The sequence below is a fragment of the Pseudomonas sp. GL-R-26 genome (assembly GCF_019947365.1).
Lineage (GTDB): Bacteria > Pseudomonadota > Gammaproteobacteria > Pseudomonadales > Pseudomonadaceae > Aquipseudomonas.
The window spans coordinates 84,397-99,297 of sequence record NZ_JAGYGI010000005.1; the positions used below are offsets into that span (position 1 = coordinate 84,397).

At 59.2% G+C, this 14,901-nt stretch carries 14 protein-coding genes; 8 read left to right on the top strand and 6 right to left on the bottom strand.

Annotation, left to right across the window (positions count from 1 at the left end):
• Positions 1 to 157: 157 nt before the first annotated feature.
• Positions 158 to 1,402: a glutamine synthetase family protein gene (locus tag KGA96_RS07490; RefSeq protein ID WP_185754823.1), complete on the top strand. Its 1,245-nt coding sequence runs from the start codon at positions 158 to 160 to the stop codon at positions 1,400 to 1,402.
• Positions 1,403 to 1,472: 70 nt separating this feature from the next.
• On the top strand, positions 1,473 to 2,849 hold the full coding sequence (locus KGA96_RS07495) for an MFS transporter (RefSeq protein WP_223512168.1): 1,377 nt from the start codon (positions 1,473 to 1,475) through the stop codon (positions 2,847 to 2,849).
• Between the two features lie 63 nt (positions 2,850 to 2,912).
• Here KGA96_RS07495 and KGA96_RS07500 read toward each other — a convergent pair whose 3' ends face one another.
• From KGA96_RS07500 to flgA, 4 genes are all read right to left on the bottom strand, one after another.
• A complete protein-coding gene (locus KGA96_RS07500) occupies positions 2,913 to 3,659 on the bottom strand; it encodes a flagellar brake protein (RefSeq protein WP_046042363.1) in 747 nt (248 codons plus the stop codon).
• Between the two features lie 92 nt (positions 3,660 to 3,751).
• Positions 3,752 to 4,219: a flagella synthesis protein FlgN gene (locus tag KGA96_RS07505; protein ID WP_046042364.1), complete on the bottom strand. Its 468-nt coding sequence runs from the start codon at positions 4,217 to 4,219 to the stop codon at positions 3,752 to 3,754.
• A gap of 48 nt (positions 4,220 to 4,267) precedes the next feature.
• Positions 4,268 to 4,594, bottom strand: a complete 327-nt coding sequence (flgM, locus tag KGA96_RS07510; protein ID WP_223512176.1) for a flagellar biosynthesis anti-sigma factor FlgM — start codon at positions 4,592 to 4,594, stop codon at positions 4,268 to 4,270.
• A 167-nt stretch (positions 4,595 to 4,761) separates the two neighbouring features.
• On the bottom strand, positions 4,762 to 5,520 hold the full coding sequence (gene flgA / locus KGA96_RS07515) for a flagellar basal body P-ring formation chaperone FlgA (protein WP_046042365.1): 759 nt from the start codon (positions 5,518 to 5,520) through the stop codon (positions 4,762 to 4,764).
• Positions 5,521 to 5,603: 83 nt separating this feature from the next.
• Between flgA and KGA96_RS07520 the strand changes: the two genes are divergently transcribed.
• On the top strand, positions 5,604 to 6,536 hold the full coding sequence (locus tag KGA96_RS07520) for a chemotaxis protein CheV (RefSeq protein ID WP_007980130.1): 933 nt from the start codon (positions 5,604 to 5,606) through the stop codon (positions 6,534 to 6,536).
• Positions 6,537 to 6,581: 45 nt separating this feature from the next.
• Positions 6,582 to 7,409: a protein-glutamate O-methyltransferase CheR gene (cheR, locus tag KGA96_RS07525; RefSeq protein WP_007980127.1), complete on the top strand. Its 828-nt coding sequence runs from the start codon at positions 6,582 to 6,584 to the stop codon at positions 7,407 to 7,409.
• Between the two features lie 172 nt (positions 7,410 to 7,581).
• Here cheR and KGA96_RS07530 read toward each other — a convergent pair whose 3' ends face one another.
• Positions 7,582 to 7,728, bottom strand: a complete 147-nt coding sequence (locus tag KGA96_RS07530; protein WP_223512178.1) for a hypothetical protein — start codon at positions 7,726 to 7,728, stop codon at positions 7,582 to 7,584.
• Positions 7,729 to 7,782: 54 nt separating this feature from the next.
• Here KGA96_RS07530 and flgB point away from each other — a divergent pair, with 54 nt between their 5' ends.
• From flgB to flgE, 4 genes are read left to right on the top strand one after another with little or no spacing between them, the layout of a single operon-like run.
• On the top strand, positions 7,783 to 8,190 hold the full coding sequence (flgB, locus tag KGA96_RS07535) for a flagellar basal body rod protein FlgB (protein ID WP_008051530.1): 408 nt from the start codon (positions 7,783 to 7,785) through the stop codon (positions 8,188 to 8,190).
• A gap of 3 nt (positions 8,191 to 8,193) precedes the next feature.
• Positions 8,194 to 8,637 carry a flagellar basal body rod protein FlgC gene (gene flgC / locus KGA96_RS07540; RefSeq protein WP_007980123.1) on the top strand — a complete coding sequence of 148 codons (444 nt, stop codon included), beginning with the start codon at positions 8,194 to 8,196 and terminating at the stop codon, positions 8,635 to 8,637.
• A gap of 15 nt (positions 8,638 to 8,652) precedes the next feature.
• On the top strand, positions 8,653 to 9,375 hold the full coding sequence (gene flgD / locus KGA96_RS07545) for a flagellar hook assembly protein FlgD (protein WP_223512180.1): 723 nt from the start codon (positions 8,653 to 8,655) through the stop codon (positions 9,373 to 9,375).
• A 31-nt stretch (positions 9,376 to 9,406) separates the two neighbouring features.
• Positions 9,407 to 10,747, top strand: a complete 1,341-nt coding sequence (flgE, locus tag KGA96_RS07550; RefSeq protein WP_046042367.1) for a flagellar hook protein FlgE — start codon at positions 9,407 to 9,409, stop codon at positions 10,745 to 10,747.
• A 947-nt stretch (positions 10,748 to 11,694) separates the two neighbouring features.
• Here the strand turns inward: flgE and KGA96_RS07555 are convergent.
• Positions 11,695 to 14,589 carry a ribonucleoside-diphosphate reductase subunit alpha gene (locus KGA96_RS07555; protein WP_046043035.1) on the bottom strand — a complete coding sequence of 965 codons (2,895 nt, stop codon included), beginning with the start codon at positions 14,587 to 14,589 and terminating at the stop codon, positions 11,695 to 11,697.
• Between the last annotated feature and the right edge of the window lie 312 nt (positions 14,590 to 14,901).

Genomic DNA, 14,901 nt, shown 5'->3' on the forward strand with positions numbered 1-14,901 from the left:
GAGCCTATTTTGTACGGTCGCCGTTCGCGGCCCGCACAATAACAAGGATAGCGTCATGACGACCGTTGGCCTGAGTTCACTCGCGCAGCGATTGACGGGCATTGATCAAGTTGAATGTGTTACGCCGGATTTGAATGGCGTTCCACGGGGCAAAGTGATGACCAGCGAGGGTTTTCTCGACGGTCGACGTTTGCAGATGGCGCGGGGCGTACTGTTGCAATGCATCATGGGCGGATATCCGCCGGCACGGTTTTACGGCAGCGATGATGGCGACCTGGCGCTGATCCCGGACCCTGCACAAATCCACCGCTTGCCCTGGAGCCATCCACCACGGGCCTTCGCCATTTGCGATGCGGATGAACTGGGCACCACCACCAGCTCCAATCTGTCGACCCGTGGACAGCTCAAGGCGGTGATTGCCCGTTACGCGGCCCGAGGCCTTGCGCCGGTAGTGGCGACCGAGCTCGAGTTTTTTGTCTTCGCCCCCAACACTGACCCGACTCAGTCGTTCCAGCCGCCACTGGGGCTGGACGGTCGTCGCGAGGATGGTCAGTCGGCGTTCAGCGTCAGTTCCAACAACGGCTTGCGGCCGTTCTTCAATGAAGTCTACGAGTGCATGGCGGCCCTGGGGTTGCCTCGCGATACCTTCATGCACGAAATGGGCGTCAGCCAGTTCGAGATCAATCTGCTACACGGTGATCCGCTGTTGCTGGCCGACCAGACATTCCTGTTCAAGCACTTGCTCAAGGAGGTTGCCCTCAAGCACGGCCTGAGCGTGGTGTGCATGGCCAAGCCGTTGCCGCATACGCCGGGCAGTTCGATGCATATCCACCAGAGCGTGGTCGAAATCGATTCGGGGCGTAACGTGTTCAGCGACGAGGCGGGGCAGGAGACGGCCACCTTCCGCCACTTCATTGCCGGTCAGCAAACGTGTATGGCCGATTTCACTGCGTTGTTTGCGCCGAACGTGAACTCCTATCAGCGCTTGTGCCACCCTTACGCCTCACCGAATAATGCCTGCTGGTCCTATGACAACCGGGCGGCGGGCCTGCGCATTCCGGCCAGTTTGCCGGTGGCCCGTCGGGTCGAGAACCGCTTGCCGGGGGCCGATGCCAACCCGTATCTGGCGATTGCCGCAAGCCTGGCGGCGGGGTTGCATGGCATCGAGAAGGCATTGGAGCCGAGCGCGCCGATCCAGGGTGAGTTCGAAGTTCCGGACAATCTTTCGTTGCCGTGTACCTTGCATGCGGCACTTGAGCGTCTGAAACGTAGCCAGTTGGCCAAGGAACTGTTCGGCGCGGAATTCATCGAAGGCTACATCGCTTCGAAGACCCTGGAACTGACCAGTTTCCATGATGAAATTACTCCCTGGGAAAGGCGTGTTTTAGCAGCCCAGGCCTGACGTCCCGTCGACATCCGGCTATCGTTTAGCGATAGTCGATTCTCACTGCAAGGAGCCGCTCGGAACGCCGATGCGCCAAATCTGGAAATCCTTTCGAGCGCTGTATTTCGCCTCGCTGATGATGTTGATCGGCTCGGGCCTGTTGAGTACTTACCTGGCGTTGCGCCTGGCTGCCGACCATGTCGACAGTCTGTGGGTCGGTGCGCTGATGGCCGCCAACTATTTCGGCCTGGTGCTGGGAGGCAAGATCGGTCACCGGTTGATTGCCCGGGTCGGGCATATCCGGGCCTATTCGGCGTGTGCCGGGATCGTTGGCGCGGCGGTGCTCGGCCATGGCCTGGTGGACTGGTTGCCGGCCTGGCTGTTTTTGCGGGTGATCGTCGGCCTCGGCATGATGTGCCAGTACATGGTGATCGAGAGCTGGCTCAATGAACAGGCCGATGCCAATCAGCGCGGCATGGTCTTCAGCGGCTACATGATCGCTTCGTACCTGGGGCTGGTGCTGGGGCAGTTGATTCTGGTCATGCACCCAGGGCTGGGGCTTGAATTGCTGATGTTGGTCGCCCTGTGCTTCGCGCTTTGTCTGGTACCCGTGGCCCTGACCCGGCGGATTCACCCGGCGCCCTTGCATCCGGCACCGATGGAGCCACGGTTCTTTATCAAGCGCGTGCCGCAGTCATTGAGCACGGTGCTCGGGGCGGGCCTGATCGTCGGTTCGTTCTATGGTCTGGCGCCGCTGTATGCCTCGCAGCAAGGGTTGTCCACCGAACAGGTCGGTCTGTTCATGGGTAGCTGCATTTTTGCCGGGCTGCTGGTGCAGTGGCCGTTGGGCTGGTTGTCCGACCGCTACGATCGGGCCGTGTTGATCCGCAGTTTCGCGTTCAGCCTGGCCCTGGCCGCACTACCGCTGGCCATCATGCCGCAGGTGCCGTTGGAGGTTCTGTTTATCGCCGGTTTCGTCTGTTCGCTGGTGCAGTTCTGCCTGTATCCGTTGGCGGTGGCGTTCTCCAATGACCATGTCGAAGGCGATCGCCGGGTGTCCTTGACGGCAATGTTGCTGGTGACCTATGGCGTGGGTGCGAGTATCGGGCCGCTGGTGGCAGGTGTGCTGATGAAGCTGTTTGGCAGCCAGATGCTCTACGCCTTCTTCAGTTTCTTCGCGTTGGTACTGGTGTGGCGGATTCGCCCGAAAGCAGTGACCAACCTGCATCAGGTCGACGACGCACCGCTGCATCACGTGGCTATGCCGGACAATATGACGAGTTCGCCACTGGTGGCCTGCCTCGACCCGCGTGTTGATGAGCAGGTGGTGCAGGATCAGATGTGCAATCCGGTGAGTCCGGAGCCTCCAGTCGAACCGGAAGCCGAATCAGGACCTGAATCCGATCAGCCTCCAGAAGATCCTGACTCGGGCCGCGAGCAAAGCTTTACCGAGGCCAGGCCTTAAAATCGGGGCACAAAAAAACGGGCAGTCACCGCAAGGGACTGCCCGTTTTTTGTTGACGCTCTATCACATGTCGTCTTTGTCGAAGCGACGCGCCTCGCGTTGCAACTGGTAGACGAAGCGTTCGACCTGACGCTGCACCAGCCCGCTCATGTTGTGGAAGCGAATGCCGGCGAAGGTGGTGGAAATCCTTTCTTCGAAATGCAGATAACGCAACTCGACCGGCGCGGTCATCTTGCCGAAGGGCAGGTCGGCGGTGAAACGGTCGTAGACCTGACCCAGTTGCAGGCTGCCGGTGATGTCGCCGTCGAAACGCAGTTTGCAGCCGGTGGCGGAAATATCCAGCAGCTTGCCGCTGATCGGCGCCTTGAGCTTTTCGCCGTCAAGGTTGACGTTGACCAGTTGTGCCAGCTTCAGCGCGGCGCGGAACGCATTGCGGCGCTGGTGGTACACCACTTCATCGGGCAGGGGGCCGCGGTAGCAGCGGCTGCCAGCGGACTCGTCGATGTTCAACTGGCCGTTGCTTTCCCAGGCAATGCGTACGCCTTCGTGGAAGCCTTCGACCCGGAACGGCTCGCCCGCCAGCAGATAGCGCTCGCCATCACGGGGAATCATTTCGTCCAGGGCAATCATGTTGCTGTCACGGTCCAGGTCCACCAGATAGCTCTGGAAGCGCTGGCTGCGCTCGTGGAACGTGATGATCAGCGGGTCATGGCTTTCGAGCAGCTGGCGCAGGTTGCTGGAGATTTCCAAGGGCGTGGAGAGCACCTTGGGTGGCTGCGGAGCATCATCCACGGATAAGGCATTGGACACGGTTAATCAATCTCCAGACAAAATTTGACTACGGCAGGCTAGCAGTTTGCCAGTATGTTGTGCGTCTTGATAGAGCGGGGGCATTGACCGGCTCATGCCTGACTGAGCGGGCGCGGCTTGGCAAGCTTGGAGAATGTTCCGCTGGCATCGTAAAGCGCCGGGGTTTCACCGCCGTTGAGGATTTTCAGCTGGGTGGCCGTAGCGGCCTGCTGAGTGAGGATCGACTGGCCGTTGTTGGCGTTGATGGCCTGGCACTGGGCCAGGAGATCGGTCAGCACGTCACTTTGCGCCAGCAACTGCTCGCCAATGCTTGACTGGCCGGCCAATTGCTCCAGACCGCCACGGTTGGTCGGCAGGTTGAGGCTGGCGAGGATTTCACTGCGCTTGCGGCCATGCTGTTCGAGCAAAACGACCAACGCCTGTTTCTGCGCCAGGATGTCCTCGAGCAATGGCATGTCGCGACCATGCAATGCGAGGGATTCGGTCTGCAGTAATTCCAGCAGGTGTTGCGCTGGAGCAAAGTCGTCGGTGATCAGTTGCAGTAAATGAGTGTCGTGCATGGCTGGCCTTGGGTTTTAAGCGTCCAAAAGCCTGGCGCCGGCGGTGGCCTAGCGCTGGGCTTCGAAGTTGAGCAGTTTGCTGGCTACACGGTTGCTGTCGACTTTATAGCTGCCATCGGCAATCGCTGCTTTCAACTCGGCCACGCGGGCGTTGTCGACGGCAGGCTGATCGCGCAGCTTGTCAGTGACCTTCTGCAACTGTTGAGCCTCATTGCTGAGATGTACCGATTCCCCGCTTTTGACGGTACTGGCCTGTTCGGCCGCGGTCTCCAGCGGCGCGGATTTGCCGGCCTCGGCGCTTTCCTTACTGGTGCTGGTACGTGTACTGCCCGTCAGGGACGAGGAGCTGTTCAAACGGCTGAAATCGATGACCATGATAAAAAACCTCTGGGAATTTGGACGCTTGCCATGGTTTCGGCCATTCCCTGGAAAACTTTAGGCCCATTTATCAATGAACCTTGCGCGCGTCAGCGCTTGCCCTGCATGGAGCACAGTCTAGGGAACCGCCGCGGCAAGCGCCACATTCAGATGAACAGAGCGCTTTACATGGACACTTCCACCTGCCCCGGCGCCATGACCTGCGCCTTGATGACTCGTTGGGAATTGAGGTTTTTCACCCGGATCTGCTCGCTCAGGCTGCCGTTTGACAGCGCTTCGCCCGGCATGCGCACGCTGAGGGTACCGCTGCGGGCGGTTATCACCACCTGATCACCCTTGCGGATGACTTCGGCCTGTTCGATATGCACCAGGGTAATCACCTGGTCGGCGACCATTGGTCGGGTCAGTCGCTGCCCGATCGCCTGATCCAGGGAGGTCAGGTAGCCCTGGCTGGTGAGGCTGATATCGCGCTCGCGCAGGACCACATCCCCAGGCTCGACAATGGCGGCGCGGCGCAGTGGTCGGGCGCTGGTCACGACATCGCGAAACAGGCGGACTTGAGCGGGTACGAACACCGTCCAGGGGGACGCGCCCTCGCAGCGAACCTTGACCGTGACCCGTCCCAGCGGCTTGGGACTCTCGAGCGTTGCTGTCAATTCCTTGTCGCACATGGGCATGTGCATGCGCGGATCGAGCTGGTTGACCTGGATCTCGTAGCGACCTTCCGTTTGACTGGTAGCCAGATAGTCTTCTACGGTGAATTCAAGAAAGCCCTGAGTGACGCCGATAAGCATGTCAGGCAAGGTAACCGCGTCAGCAAGGGCAGGGCTGCCAGCGTTGAACAGGCAAACAGCCGCCAGCACGCCGAGCAATTTGCGATAGGGTGTGGTCAGGCGTCGAAAAAATGTCGGTTCTGTGTTCATAACGATTAAAAAAGCAAGCGCCGTGCCGTTTAGTGATGAAGGCGCGTCGCAACAACACTTGGCGTTGGCGTAGGAGTCTGGGCATGGCTGGTGTAATGGATTCGGTAAACCAGCGCACGCAACTGGTGGGGCAGAATCGCCTTGAACTGTTGTTGTTCCGTCTCGACGGCCAGCAACTGTACGGGATCAACGTGTTCAAGGTTCGGGAGGTGCTGCAATGCCCCAAACTGACGCTGATGCCCAAGTCCAGTCCTGTCGTGTGCGGCGTGGCGAACATCCGGGGGGCGACCATTCCAATCCTTGATCTGGCGATGGCAACTGGCTCCGGCGCGTTGAAGGACAAGAACAACCCCTTCGTGATCATCACGGAGTACAACACCAAGACCCAGGGTTTCCTGGTGCGCTCGGTGGAGCGCATCGTCAACATGAACTGGGAGGAGATCCATCCACCGCCCAAGGGCACCGGGCGCGATCACTACCTCACGGCGGTGACGCGGGTCGACAATCAGTTGGTCGAAATAATCGACGTCGAGAAGGTGCTGGCGGAAGTGGCGCCGACGCCGGAAGCGATTTCCGTCGGTGTAGTGGATGTCGAAACCCAGCACAAGGCGCTTTCGTTGCGCGTGCTGACGGTCGACGACTCGTCGGTGGCGCGCAAGCAGGTCACGCGTTGCCTGCAAACGGTCGGCGTCGAAGTGGTGGCGTTGAACGACGGTCGGCAAGCGCTGGACTACCTGCGCAAACTGGTCGACGAGGGCAAGAAGCCGGAAGAAGAGTTCCTGATGATGATCTCCGACATCGAGATGCCGGAGATGGACGGGTACACCCTGACGGCGGAAATCCGCAACGACCCGCGCATGCAAAAGCTTCATATCATCCTGCATACTTCGTTGTCGGGGGTATTCAATCAGGCGATGGTCAAGAAGGTCGGTGCCGATGACTTCCTGGCCAAGTTCCGTCCTGATGACCTGGCATCCCGGGTAGTCGACCGGATCAAAGCAGCAGATATCAGCTAGGGGCCCGTGCTCCTGGCAGTCAACACGATTTAAGAGGCGGCATCATTGTCTACGGGTAATTTGGATTTCGAACAGTTCCGGGTATTCCTGGAAAAAGCCTGTGGCATTTTGCTCGGTGAAAACAAGCAGTACCTGGTCTCCAGCCGTCTCAACAAACTGATGGAACAGCAAGGCATCAAGTCTTTGGGGGAACTGGTTCAGCGCATGCAGACCCAGCCGCGCAGCGGTCTGCGCGAGCAGGTGGTGGATGCCATGACCACCAACGAAACCCTGTGGTTTCGTGACACCTACCCGTTTGAAGTCTTGAAGAACAAGGTACTGCCCGAAGCGATCAAGGCCAGTCCCGGCCAGCGCCTGCGCATCTGGTCGGCAGCGTGCTCGTCGGGTCAGGAACCGTATTCGCTGTCGATGTCCATCGACGAGTTCGAGCGGGTCAACATGGGCCAGTTGCGGATGGGCGTGCAGATTGTTGCCACCGATCTGTCCGGCACCATGCTGAACAACTGCAAGACCGGCGAGTACGACAGCCTGGCCATCGGCCGCGGTCTGTCGCCTGAGCGCCTGCAGCGTTATTTCGACCCGAAAGGGCCTGGGCGCTGGGCGATCAAGGCGCCGATCAAGAGTCGGGTGGAGTTTCGCTCGTTCAACCTGTTGGACAGCTACGCGAGCCTCGGCAAGTTCGACATCGTGTTTTGCCGCAACGTGTTGATCTACTTCTCCGCCGAGGTAAAGAAGGACATCCTGCTGCGTATCCACAGCACGTTGAAGCCAGGCGGTTACCTGTTCCTCGGCGCTTCCGAAGCGTTGAACGGTTTGCCGGATCATTACCAGATGGTCCAGTGCAGCCCGGGGATCATTTACCAGGCGAAGTGATTTCGTTGGTGTTGTCAAAAAAACGGGAGTCCTCAGGGGCTCCCGTTTTTTTGTCCGCAATATCTCTCCCACACACCGCAAATCCCCTGTAGGAGTGAGCCTGCTCGCGAGAGCGGTTTCACATTCGACATATCCGGTGACTGATACACAGTCATCGCGAGCAGGCTCACTCCTACAACAGTTGTTCGGTGGTGTTGGTGAGATGGGTGCCAAGCGGCAGAAAAGCGGCATCCGGCGGAAAACCGTTGCCGCTTTTCTGGCATTGCCGCGTTGCCATGGCCGGCAAAGCCCCGGTTTCCGGGGTTTTTTGAATTGGCATGGGGCTTGCTAAGTTGATCCTACGAAAAATCAGGTCACCCGAAGGTTTCCCGACATGAGCATCAGCTTCGATAAAGCGCTCGGTATCCACGAACAAGCCCTGGGCTTCCGCGCCCAGCGTGCCGAAGTTCTGGCCAACAACATTGCCAACGCCGATACCCCGAACTACAAGGCTCGGGACCTGGACTTCTCGAAAGTGCTCGCCGAGCAGAACGAGAAAACCAAAAGCGGCACCTTCGCCTTGAACATGACCAACAGCCGTCATATCGAAGCTGAAGGCCTGGGCAATGGCGACGAATCGTTGCTGTATCGCACGCCGATGCAACCGTCGATTGACCAGAACACCGTGGACGCCCAGCTGGAGCAGTCGAACTACGCGGAAAACGCGATCGGCTTCCAGGCCAGCTTCACCCTGCTCAACAGCAAATTCAAAGGGCTGGTGTCAGCCCTGCGCGGAGAGTAAGCCATGTCTCTATCCAGTGTTTTCAACATTGCCGGTAGCGGCATGAGTGCGCAGACCACGCGCTTGAACACCGTCGCTTCGAACATCGCCAACGCCGAGACGGTCTCGTCGAGCATCGACCAGACCTACCGTGCACGCCACCCGGTATTCGCCACCATGTTCCAGGGCGGGCAGAGCGGCGGCAGTGATTCGCTGTTCCAGAGCCAGGACGCCGCCGGTCAGGGCGTTCAGGTGCTGGGTGTGGTCGAAGACCAGAGCAATCTTGAAGCGCGCTACGAGCCGAATCATCCGGCGGCCGATGCCAAGGGTTACGTCTACTACCCGAACGTCAACGTGGTGGAGGAAATGGCCGACATGATTTCCGCGAGCCGTTCGTTCCAGACCAACGCCGAAATGATGAACACCGCCAAAACCATGATGCAGAAGGTCCTGACCCTCGGTCAGTGATAAGGGGCGACTCAGATGAGTATTAACGATAGCACCAGTGCTTTGAGCCTCAAGGACATCCTGGCCAACTCTTCGATCAAGAACACCGCCACGACTGATGGTCTGGCATCGGCCACCAACAGCCCCACGGGCAACAAAGCCCTGGGCAAGGATGCATTCCTGCAGTTGCTGGTGACCCAGCTGAAAAACCAGAACCCGCTGGAGCCGCAGGACAACGGCGCTTTCGTGGCCCAGTTGGCGCAGTTCAGCAGCCTGGAAGGCATCACCACGCTCAACGATACCGTGAGCGGGCTGGCCAGCAACTACAACTCGTCCCAGGCATTGCAGGCTTCGTCGCTGGTGGGGCGTTCGGTCATTGCACCCGGTGACAAGGCTGTGGTCGACACGTCGAAGAGCCTCAGCGGTACGGTGGTGGTGCCATCGTCGGTGGCCGCCGCCACCCTGAAGATCACTGATGCGAGCGGCAAGACCGTACGCACCATCGACTTGGGCGCTCAGAAGGCAGGCAACGCCAGTTTCATCTGGGACGGCAAGAATGACGCGGGCGAAACGGCAGCTGCAGGTACTTACACCTTCGGCGCTACCAGCACGATCGACGGGAAGTCCGTGGCGCTGATCACCAACCTGCCAGCGACCGTCAACAGCGTGACCATCAGCCAGACTGGCGGTGAGTTGATGCTCAATCTGGCCGGGCTGGGCACCGTCGCTCTGTCCAAAGTACAAACCATTGGTATGTAAGGCCGACTAACCCGGCACAAAGGAGTGGATTATGTCTTTTAATATCGGCCTTAGCGGTCTCTTTGCATCCAACAAACAACTGGACGTGACCGGCAACAACATCGCCAACGTCGCGACCACCGGTTTCAAATCGTCCCGTGCAGAATTCGAAGATGTGTACTCGGCAACCCGCCTGGGCACCGGCAGCAAGACCGTCGGCAACGGCGTGCGCCTGGCCAACATTTCCCAGCAGTTCGGCCAGGGAGACGTGAATAACACCGGCAACGTGCTCGACATGGGTATCCAGGGCAATGGCTTCTTCGTCCTGAGCAACAACGGTTCGCTGACCTACACCCGTGCCGGTACGTTCAAGACCGACAAGGATGGCTACGTGACGAACAGCGACGGTACGGCCCGTCTGCAAGGTTATGGCGTGGACTCCAATGGCAAGATCCTCAATGGCGTATTGACCGACCTGCGGATCGACACCTCCAATCTGGCGCCGAAATCCACCAGCACCGTTTCGTCGACGATCAACCTGAACTCTACGGCCGTGGTGATTGACCAGTCGGTTGCCACCAACAAATTCGATCCGACCAAACAGGCAACTTTTACCAAGCAGTTCAGTACCCCGGTTTTCGACACTCAGGGTAACCAGCACACCATGGATCAATACATGGTCAAGACCGGGCCGAATACTTGGGATACCTACACCCTGATCGATGGTCGTAATCCGGACGGTTCCTCGCCTACCGGTACGGGTGCAGTTGATCCAATTGCTTCGACCATGACATTTGATACATCCGGCAAACTGGTTTCGGTCAGCACGCCAGTGACGCCACCGACGACCCCGCCAACATCGACCACCAGCAATGACCTGAAAATCAGCAACTGGACGCCGGGTACCGTCACCAACGGTGTCTGGGCAGCCAACGGCGCGGCAGCCGATCCGGCGGGCCTGACCATCGCCATGGGCAACACCACCCAGTTCAACGCCGACACCGCGCGTTCGATTCCATCGCAGAACGGTTATGCCACTGGCCAGATCACCAACCTGACCATCGACGGTAGCGGCGTACTGCTGGCCAACTTCAGCAACAACCAGACCAAGCCAATCGGCCAGATTTCGCTGGCAAGTTTCACCAACGAACAAGGTCTGCAGCCGGTGGGTGGCACCAGCTGGAAAGAAACCTACACCTCGGGTATTCCGGGCTACGATGCGCCGGAAACCGGAACGCTGGGTTCCGTCGTTTCGAACTCCCTGGAAGAGTCCAACGTCAACCTGACCAACGAACTGGTCGACCTGATCAAGGCGCAGAGCAACTACCAGGCAAATGCCAAGACCATCTCCACCCAGAGCACCATCATGCAGACCATCATTCAGATGACTTGATGCTGGAAAGTGCAGTGCAAGGAGCCCCTCATTAGAGGGGCTTTTTTGTTGGTGCGCCAGGCATGGCGCGTTGCGCGTAAGCGCAACCAGCTTGGCTGTGGTGGCCACGCTGGTGACTTGGAGGTGAAAGTCCTCTACACACCCGGCAAGGGGAAGTGTTAGCCAGAGGCAAGGGTGTCGCGGGTGACTGCGAATCTGAAGGAAGCCCGAGGCAAAATGCTGGCCTGACGAACAGGAAGCGGATAGAGGCGGCGCAGCGGGGTAAGAAGGCCAATATCTTCAAAGCCCGATACTTGCACGGAACGCTGCGACGTAGATCCGACAGGCATAAGCAGGAAGGTCGCGCGAATTACCCTGGGAGATCTGTTTAGCCTGCCATGTGCTACCGGCGTCGCGAGATGACGGGATGGGCGACAGAAGTCAGCAGAGGCCGTAGTAGTTGCTCGAAACCGGAGTAATGAAGGGCTGAACCTGCCATGAGTGGATAGTCGGGTGTGATCTCTGTTGGAGCGTAAAGCAGAAACTCCGCGTAGCGGAGGTCAAGACCATTAGGAGGTAGGAGCCGGAAGCTCCGAGGGCCGGTCTGGGCGCTTAGATACCGCAGGCGACACATCAACGGAACCAAGCTCGCTGACGTTGTTTGTCAGTAGGCAGGAACCGCCGTATACGGAACCGTACGTACGGTGGTGTGAGAGGACGGCGGGGGCAACCCCGCCTCCTACTCGATTCTTGGGTTTTGTATTGGAGGTAATGGCCTCATCGCGAGCAGGCTCGCTCCTACAGTTGATCGTGTTTATCTGGAAAGACCCGGTCCCCTGTAGGAGCGAACCTGCTCGCGATAGCGTCAGTACAAGCCCTCATTTCCTTCAGGCAAAAGAAAACCCCCGACCCGCCAGAGGCTGATCGGGGGTTTCGAGTAAGCGCCTTGCGACGCTTACCGGCTCAGCTTATTGGCAAGCTTCGCAATCCGGCTCGTCGATGGCGCAAGCCTTTGGCACTGGAGCAGGGCCGGCAGGAGCTGCCAGGACCGAGTCGTCACCGTGGTTGCCGCCGCTGGAAACAGCGTTCAGCTTGCCGGTGTTGATGGTCGACTTCTCGGTGCTGGTCGCAGCCAGGGCGCGGAGGTAGTAAGTGGTTTTCAGACCACGGTACCAGGCCATGCGGTAGGTCACGTCCAGCTTCTTGCCCGAAGCGCCGGCGATGTACAGGTTCAGCGACTGAGCCTGGTCGATCCACTTCTGACGACGGCTGGCGGCGTCGACGATCCACTTGGTGTCCACTTCGAAGGCAGTCGCGTAGAGCTCTTTGAGTTCTTGCGGGATGCGCTCGATCTGCTGCACCGAACCGTCGTAGTACTTCAGGTCGTTGATCATGACCGAGTCCCACAGACCGCGAGCCTTCAGGTCGCGAACCAGGTACGGGTTGATCACGGTGAATTCGCCCGACAGGTTCGATTTCACATACAGGTTCTGGTAGGTCGGTTCGATCGACTGCGATACGCCGGTGATGTTGGCGATGGTCGCGGTCGGTGCGATGGCCATGATGTTCGAGTTACGGATGCCTTTCTGTACACGGGCACGAACCGGTGCCCAGTCCAGGGATTCGTTCAGGTCGACATCGATGTACTTCTGGCCACGGGACTCGATCAGGATCTGTTGCGAATCCAGCGGCAGGATGCCTTTGGACCACAGCGAACCCTGGAACGTCTCGTAGGCGCCGCGCTCGTCGGCCAGGTCGCAGGAAGCCTGGATCGCGTAGTAGCTGACCGCTTCCATCGACTTGTCGGCGAACTCGACGGCAGCGTCGGAGCCGTAAGGGATGTGCTGCAGGTACAAAGCGTCCTGGAAGCCCATGATGCCCAGACCGACCGGACGGTGCTTGAAGTTGGAGTTCTTCGCTTGCGGCACCGAGTAGTAGTTGATGTCGATCACGTTATCGAGCATGCGCACGGCGGTGTTCACGGTGCGTTGCAGCTTGGCGGTGTCCAGCTTGCCGTCGACGATGTGGTTCGGCAGGTTGATCGAGCCCAGGTTGCAAACGGCGATCTCGTCCTTGTTGGTGTTCAAGGTGATCTCGGTGCACAGGTTCGAGCTGTGGACCACGCCCACGTGCTGTTGCGGGCTGCGCAGGTTGCACGGGTCCTTGAAGGTCAGCCATGGGTGGCCGGTTTCGAACAGCATGGACAGCATCTTGCGCCACAGGTCTTTGGCCTGGATGGTCTTGAACAGCTTGACCTTGCCCGGGTACTCGGTCAGGGCTTCGTAGTACTCGTAGCGCTCTTCGAAGGCCTTGCCGGTCAGGTCGTGCAGGTCCGGTACTTCGGACGGCGAGAACAGGGTCCACTTGCCGTCATCGAAGACGCGCTTCATGAACAGGTCAGGGATCCAGTTGGCGGTGTTCATGTCGTGGGTACGACGACGATCATCACCGGTGTTCTTGCGCAGTTCGATGAACTCTTCGATGTCCATGTGCCAGGTTTCCAGGTAGGCACACACAGCGCCTTTGCGCTTGCCACCCTGGTTAACGGCAACGGCAGTGTCGTTGACGACTTTCAGGAACGGCACGACGCCCTGGGACTTGCCGTTGGTGCCCTTGATGTACGAACCCAGCGCACGAACCGGTGTCCAGTCGTTGCCCAGGCCACCAGCGAATTTCGACAGCATGGCGTTGTCGTGGATCGCGTGGTAGATGCCCGACAGGTCATCCGGCACGGTGGTCAGGTAGCAGCTCGACAGCTGTGGACGCAGGGTACCGGCGTTGAACAGGGTCGGGGTCGACGACATGTAGTCGAAGGACGACAGCAGGTTGTAGAACTCGATCGCACGGTCTTCTTTCTGCTTCTCTTCGATCGCCAGGCCCATGGCCACGCGCATGAAGAAGATCTGCGGCAGTTCGAAACGCACGCCATCCTTATGGATGAAGTAACGGTCGTACAGGGTTTGCAGGCCCAGGTAGGTGAATTGCTGATCGCGCTCGTGGTTGATCGCCTTGCCCAGTTTTTCCAGGTCGAAGGAGGCCAGCACAGGGTTCAGCAGTTCGAACTCGATACCTTTGGCGATGTAGGCCGGCAGTGCCTTGGCGTACAGGTCGACCATCTCGTGGTGAGTGGCGCTTTCGGCCACACCGAGGAAGCCCAGGCCTTCGGCACGCAGGGTGTCCATCAGCAGGCGGGCGGTCACGAACGAGTAGTTCGGCTCACGCTCAACCAGAGTACGGGCGGTCATCACCAGGGCGGTGTTGACGTCGGTCAGGGCCACGCCGTCGTACAGGTTCTTCAGGGTTTCGCGCTGGATCAGGTCGCCGTCGACTTCTTCCAGGCCTTCGCACGCTTCGGTGACGATGGTGTTCAGGCGGCCCATGTCCAGCGGCGCCAGGCTGCCGTCGGCACGGGTGATGCGGATCGACGGGTGAGCGTTGACCGCTTCTTCGGTTGGTGCGTGGGCAGCGCGCTCTTTCGAACGACCGTCACGGTAGATCACGTAGTCGCGAGCGACTTTTTGCTCGCCGGCACGCATCAGGGCCAGTTCGACCTGGTCCTGGATTTCTTCGATGTGGATGGTGCCGCCCGATGGCATGCGACGCTTGAAGGTCGCGGTGACCTGTTCGGTCAGGCGGGCAACGGTGTCGTGGATTCGCGACGAGGCAGCAGCGGTGCCGCCTTCAACTGCGAGGAACGCTTTGGTGATGGCGACGGTGATCTTGTCATCGGTGTAGGGAACGACAGTGCCGTTACGCTTGATCACACGCAGTTGACCTGGCGCGGTGGCGGACAGATCCGAATTCGAATCGGCGGCCTGCGGCAAGGTGCCCTGCGGGTTCTCGCGAGTTGTGTCGGTTTGCATGGGGGGTGTCTCCACATTCTCTATGTTTGTTTGGGCACCATCACGGTGCCCACCGTTCCGTCCTGAAGCACTACAACCGGCGAGCGCCGGGCATAACAACTTCGGGACAGATCAGGAAGGGGGCTATAGGGCGCCGCTTCCATGCCGAAGTCTTTGGTCTCGTGCCGTGGGCGCAAGACCGGGGGTCCTTTGAGGTGACAGTTCAGGACTGCAACACCCGTACCGTTTTCACCACTTGGGGTCGAAATACAGTAGCCATCCGCACGCGCGGTTTGGTCTTTCAAAAATACGTATGGTTCAACCGGACAGAGG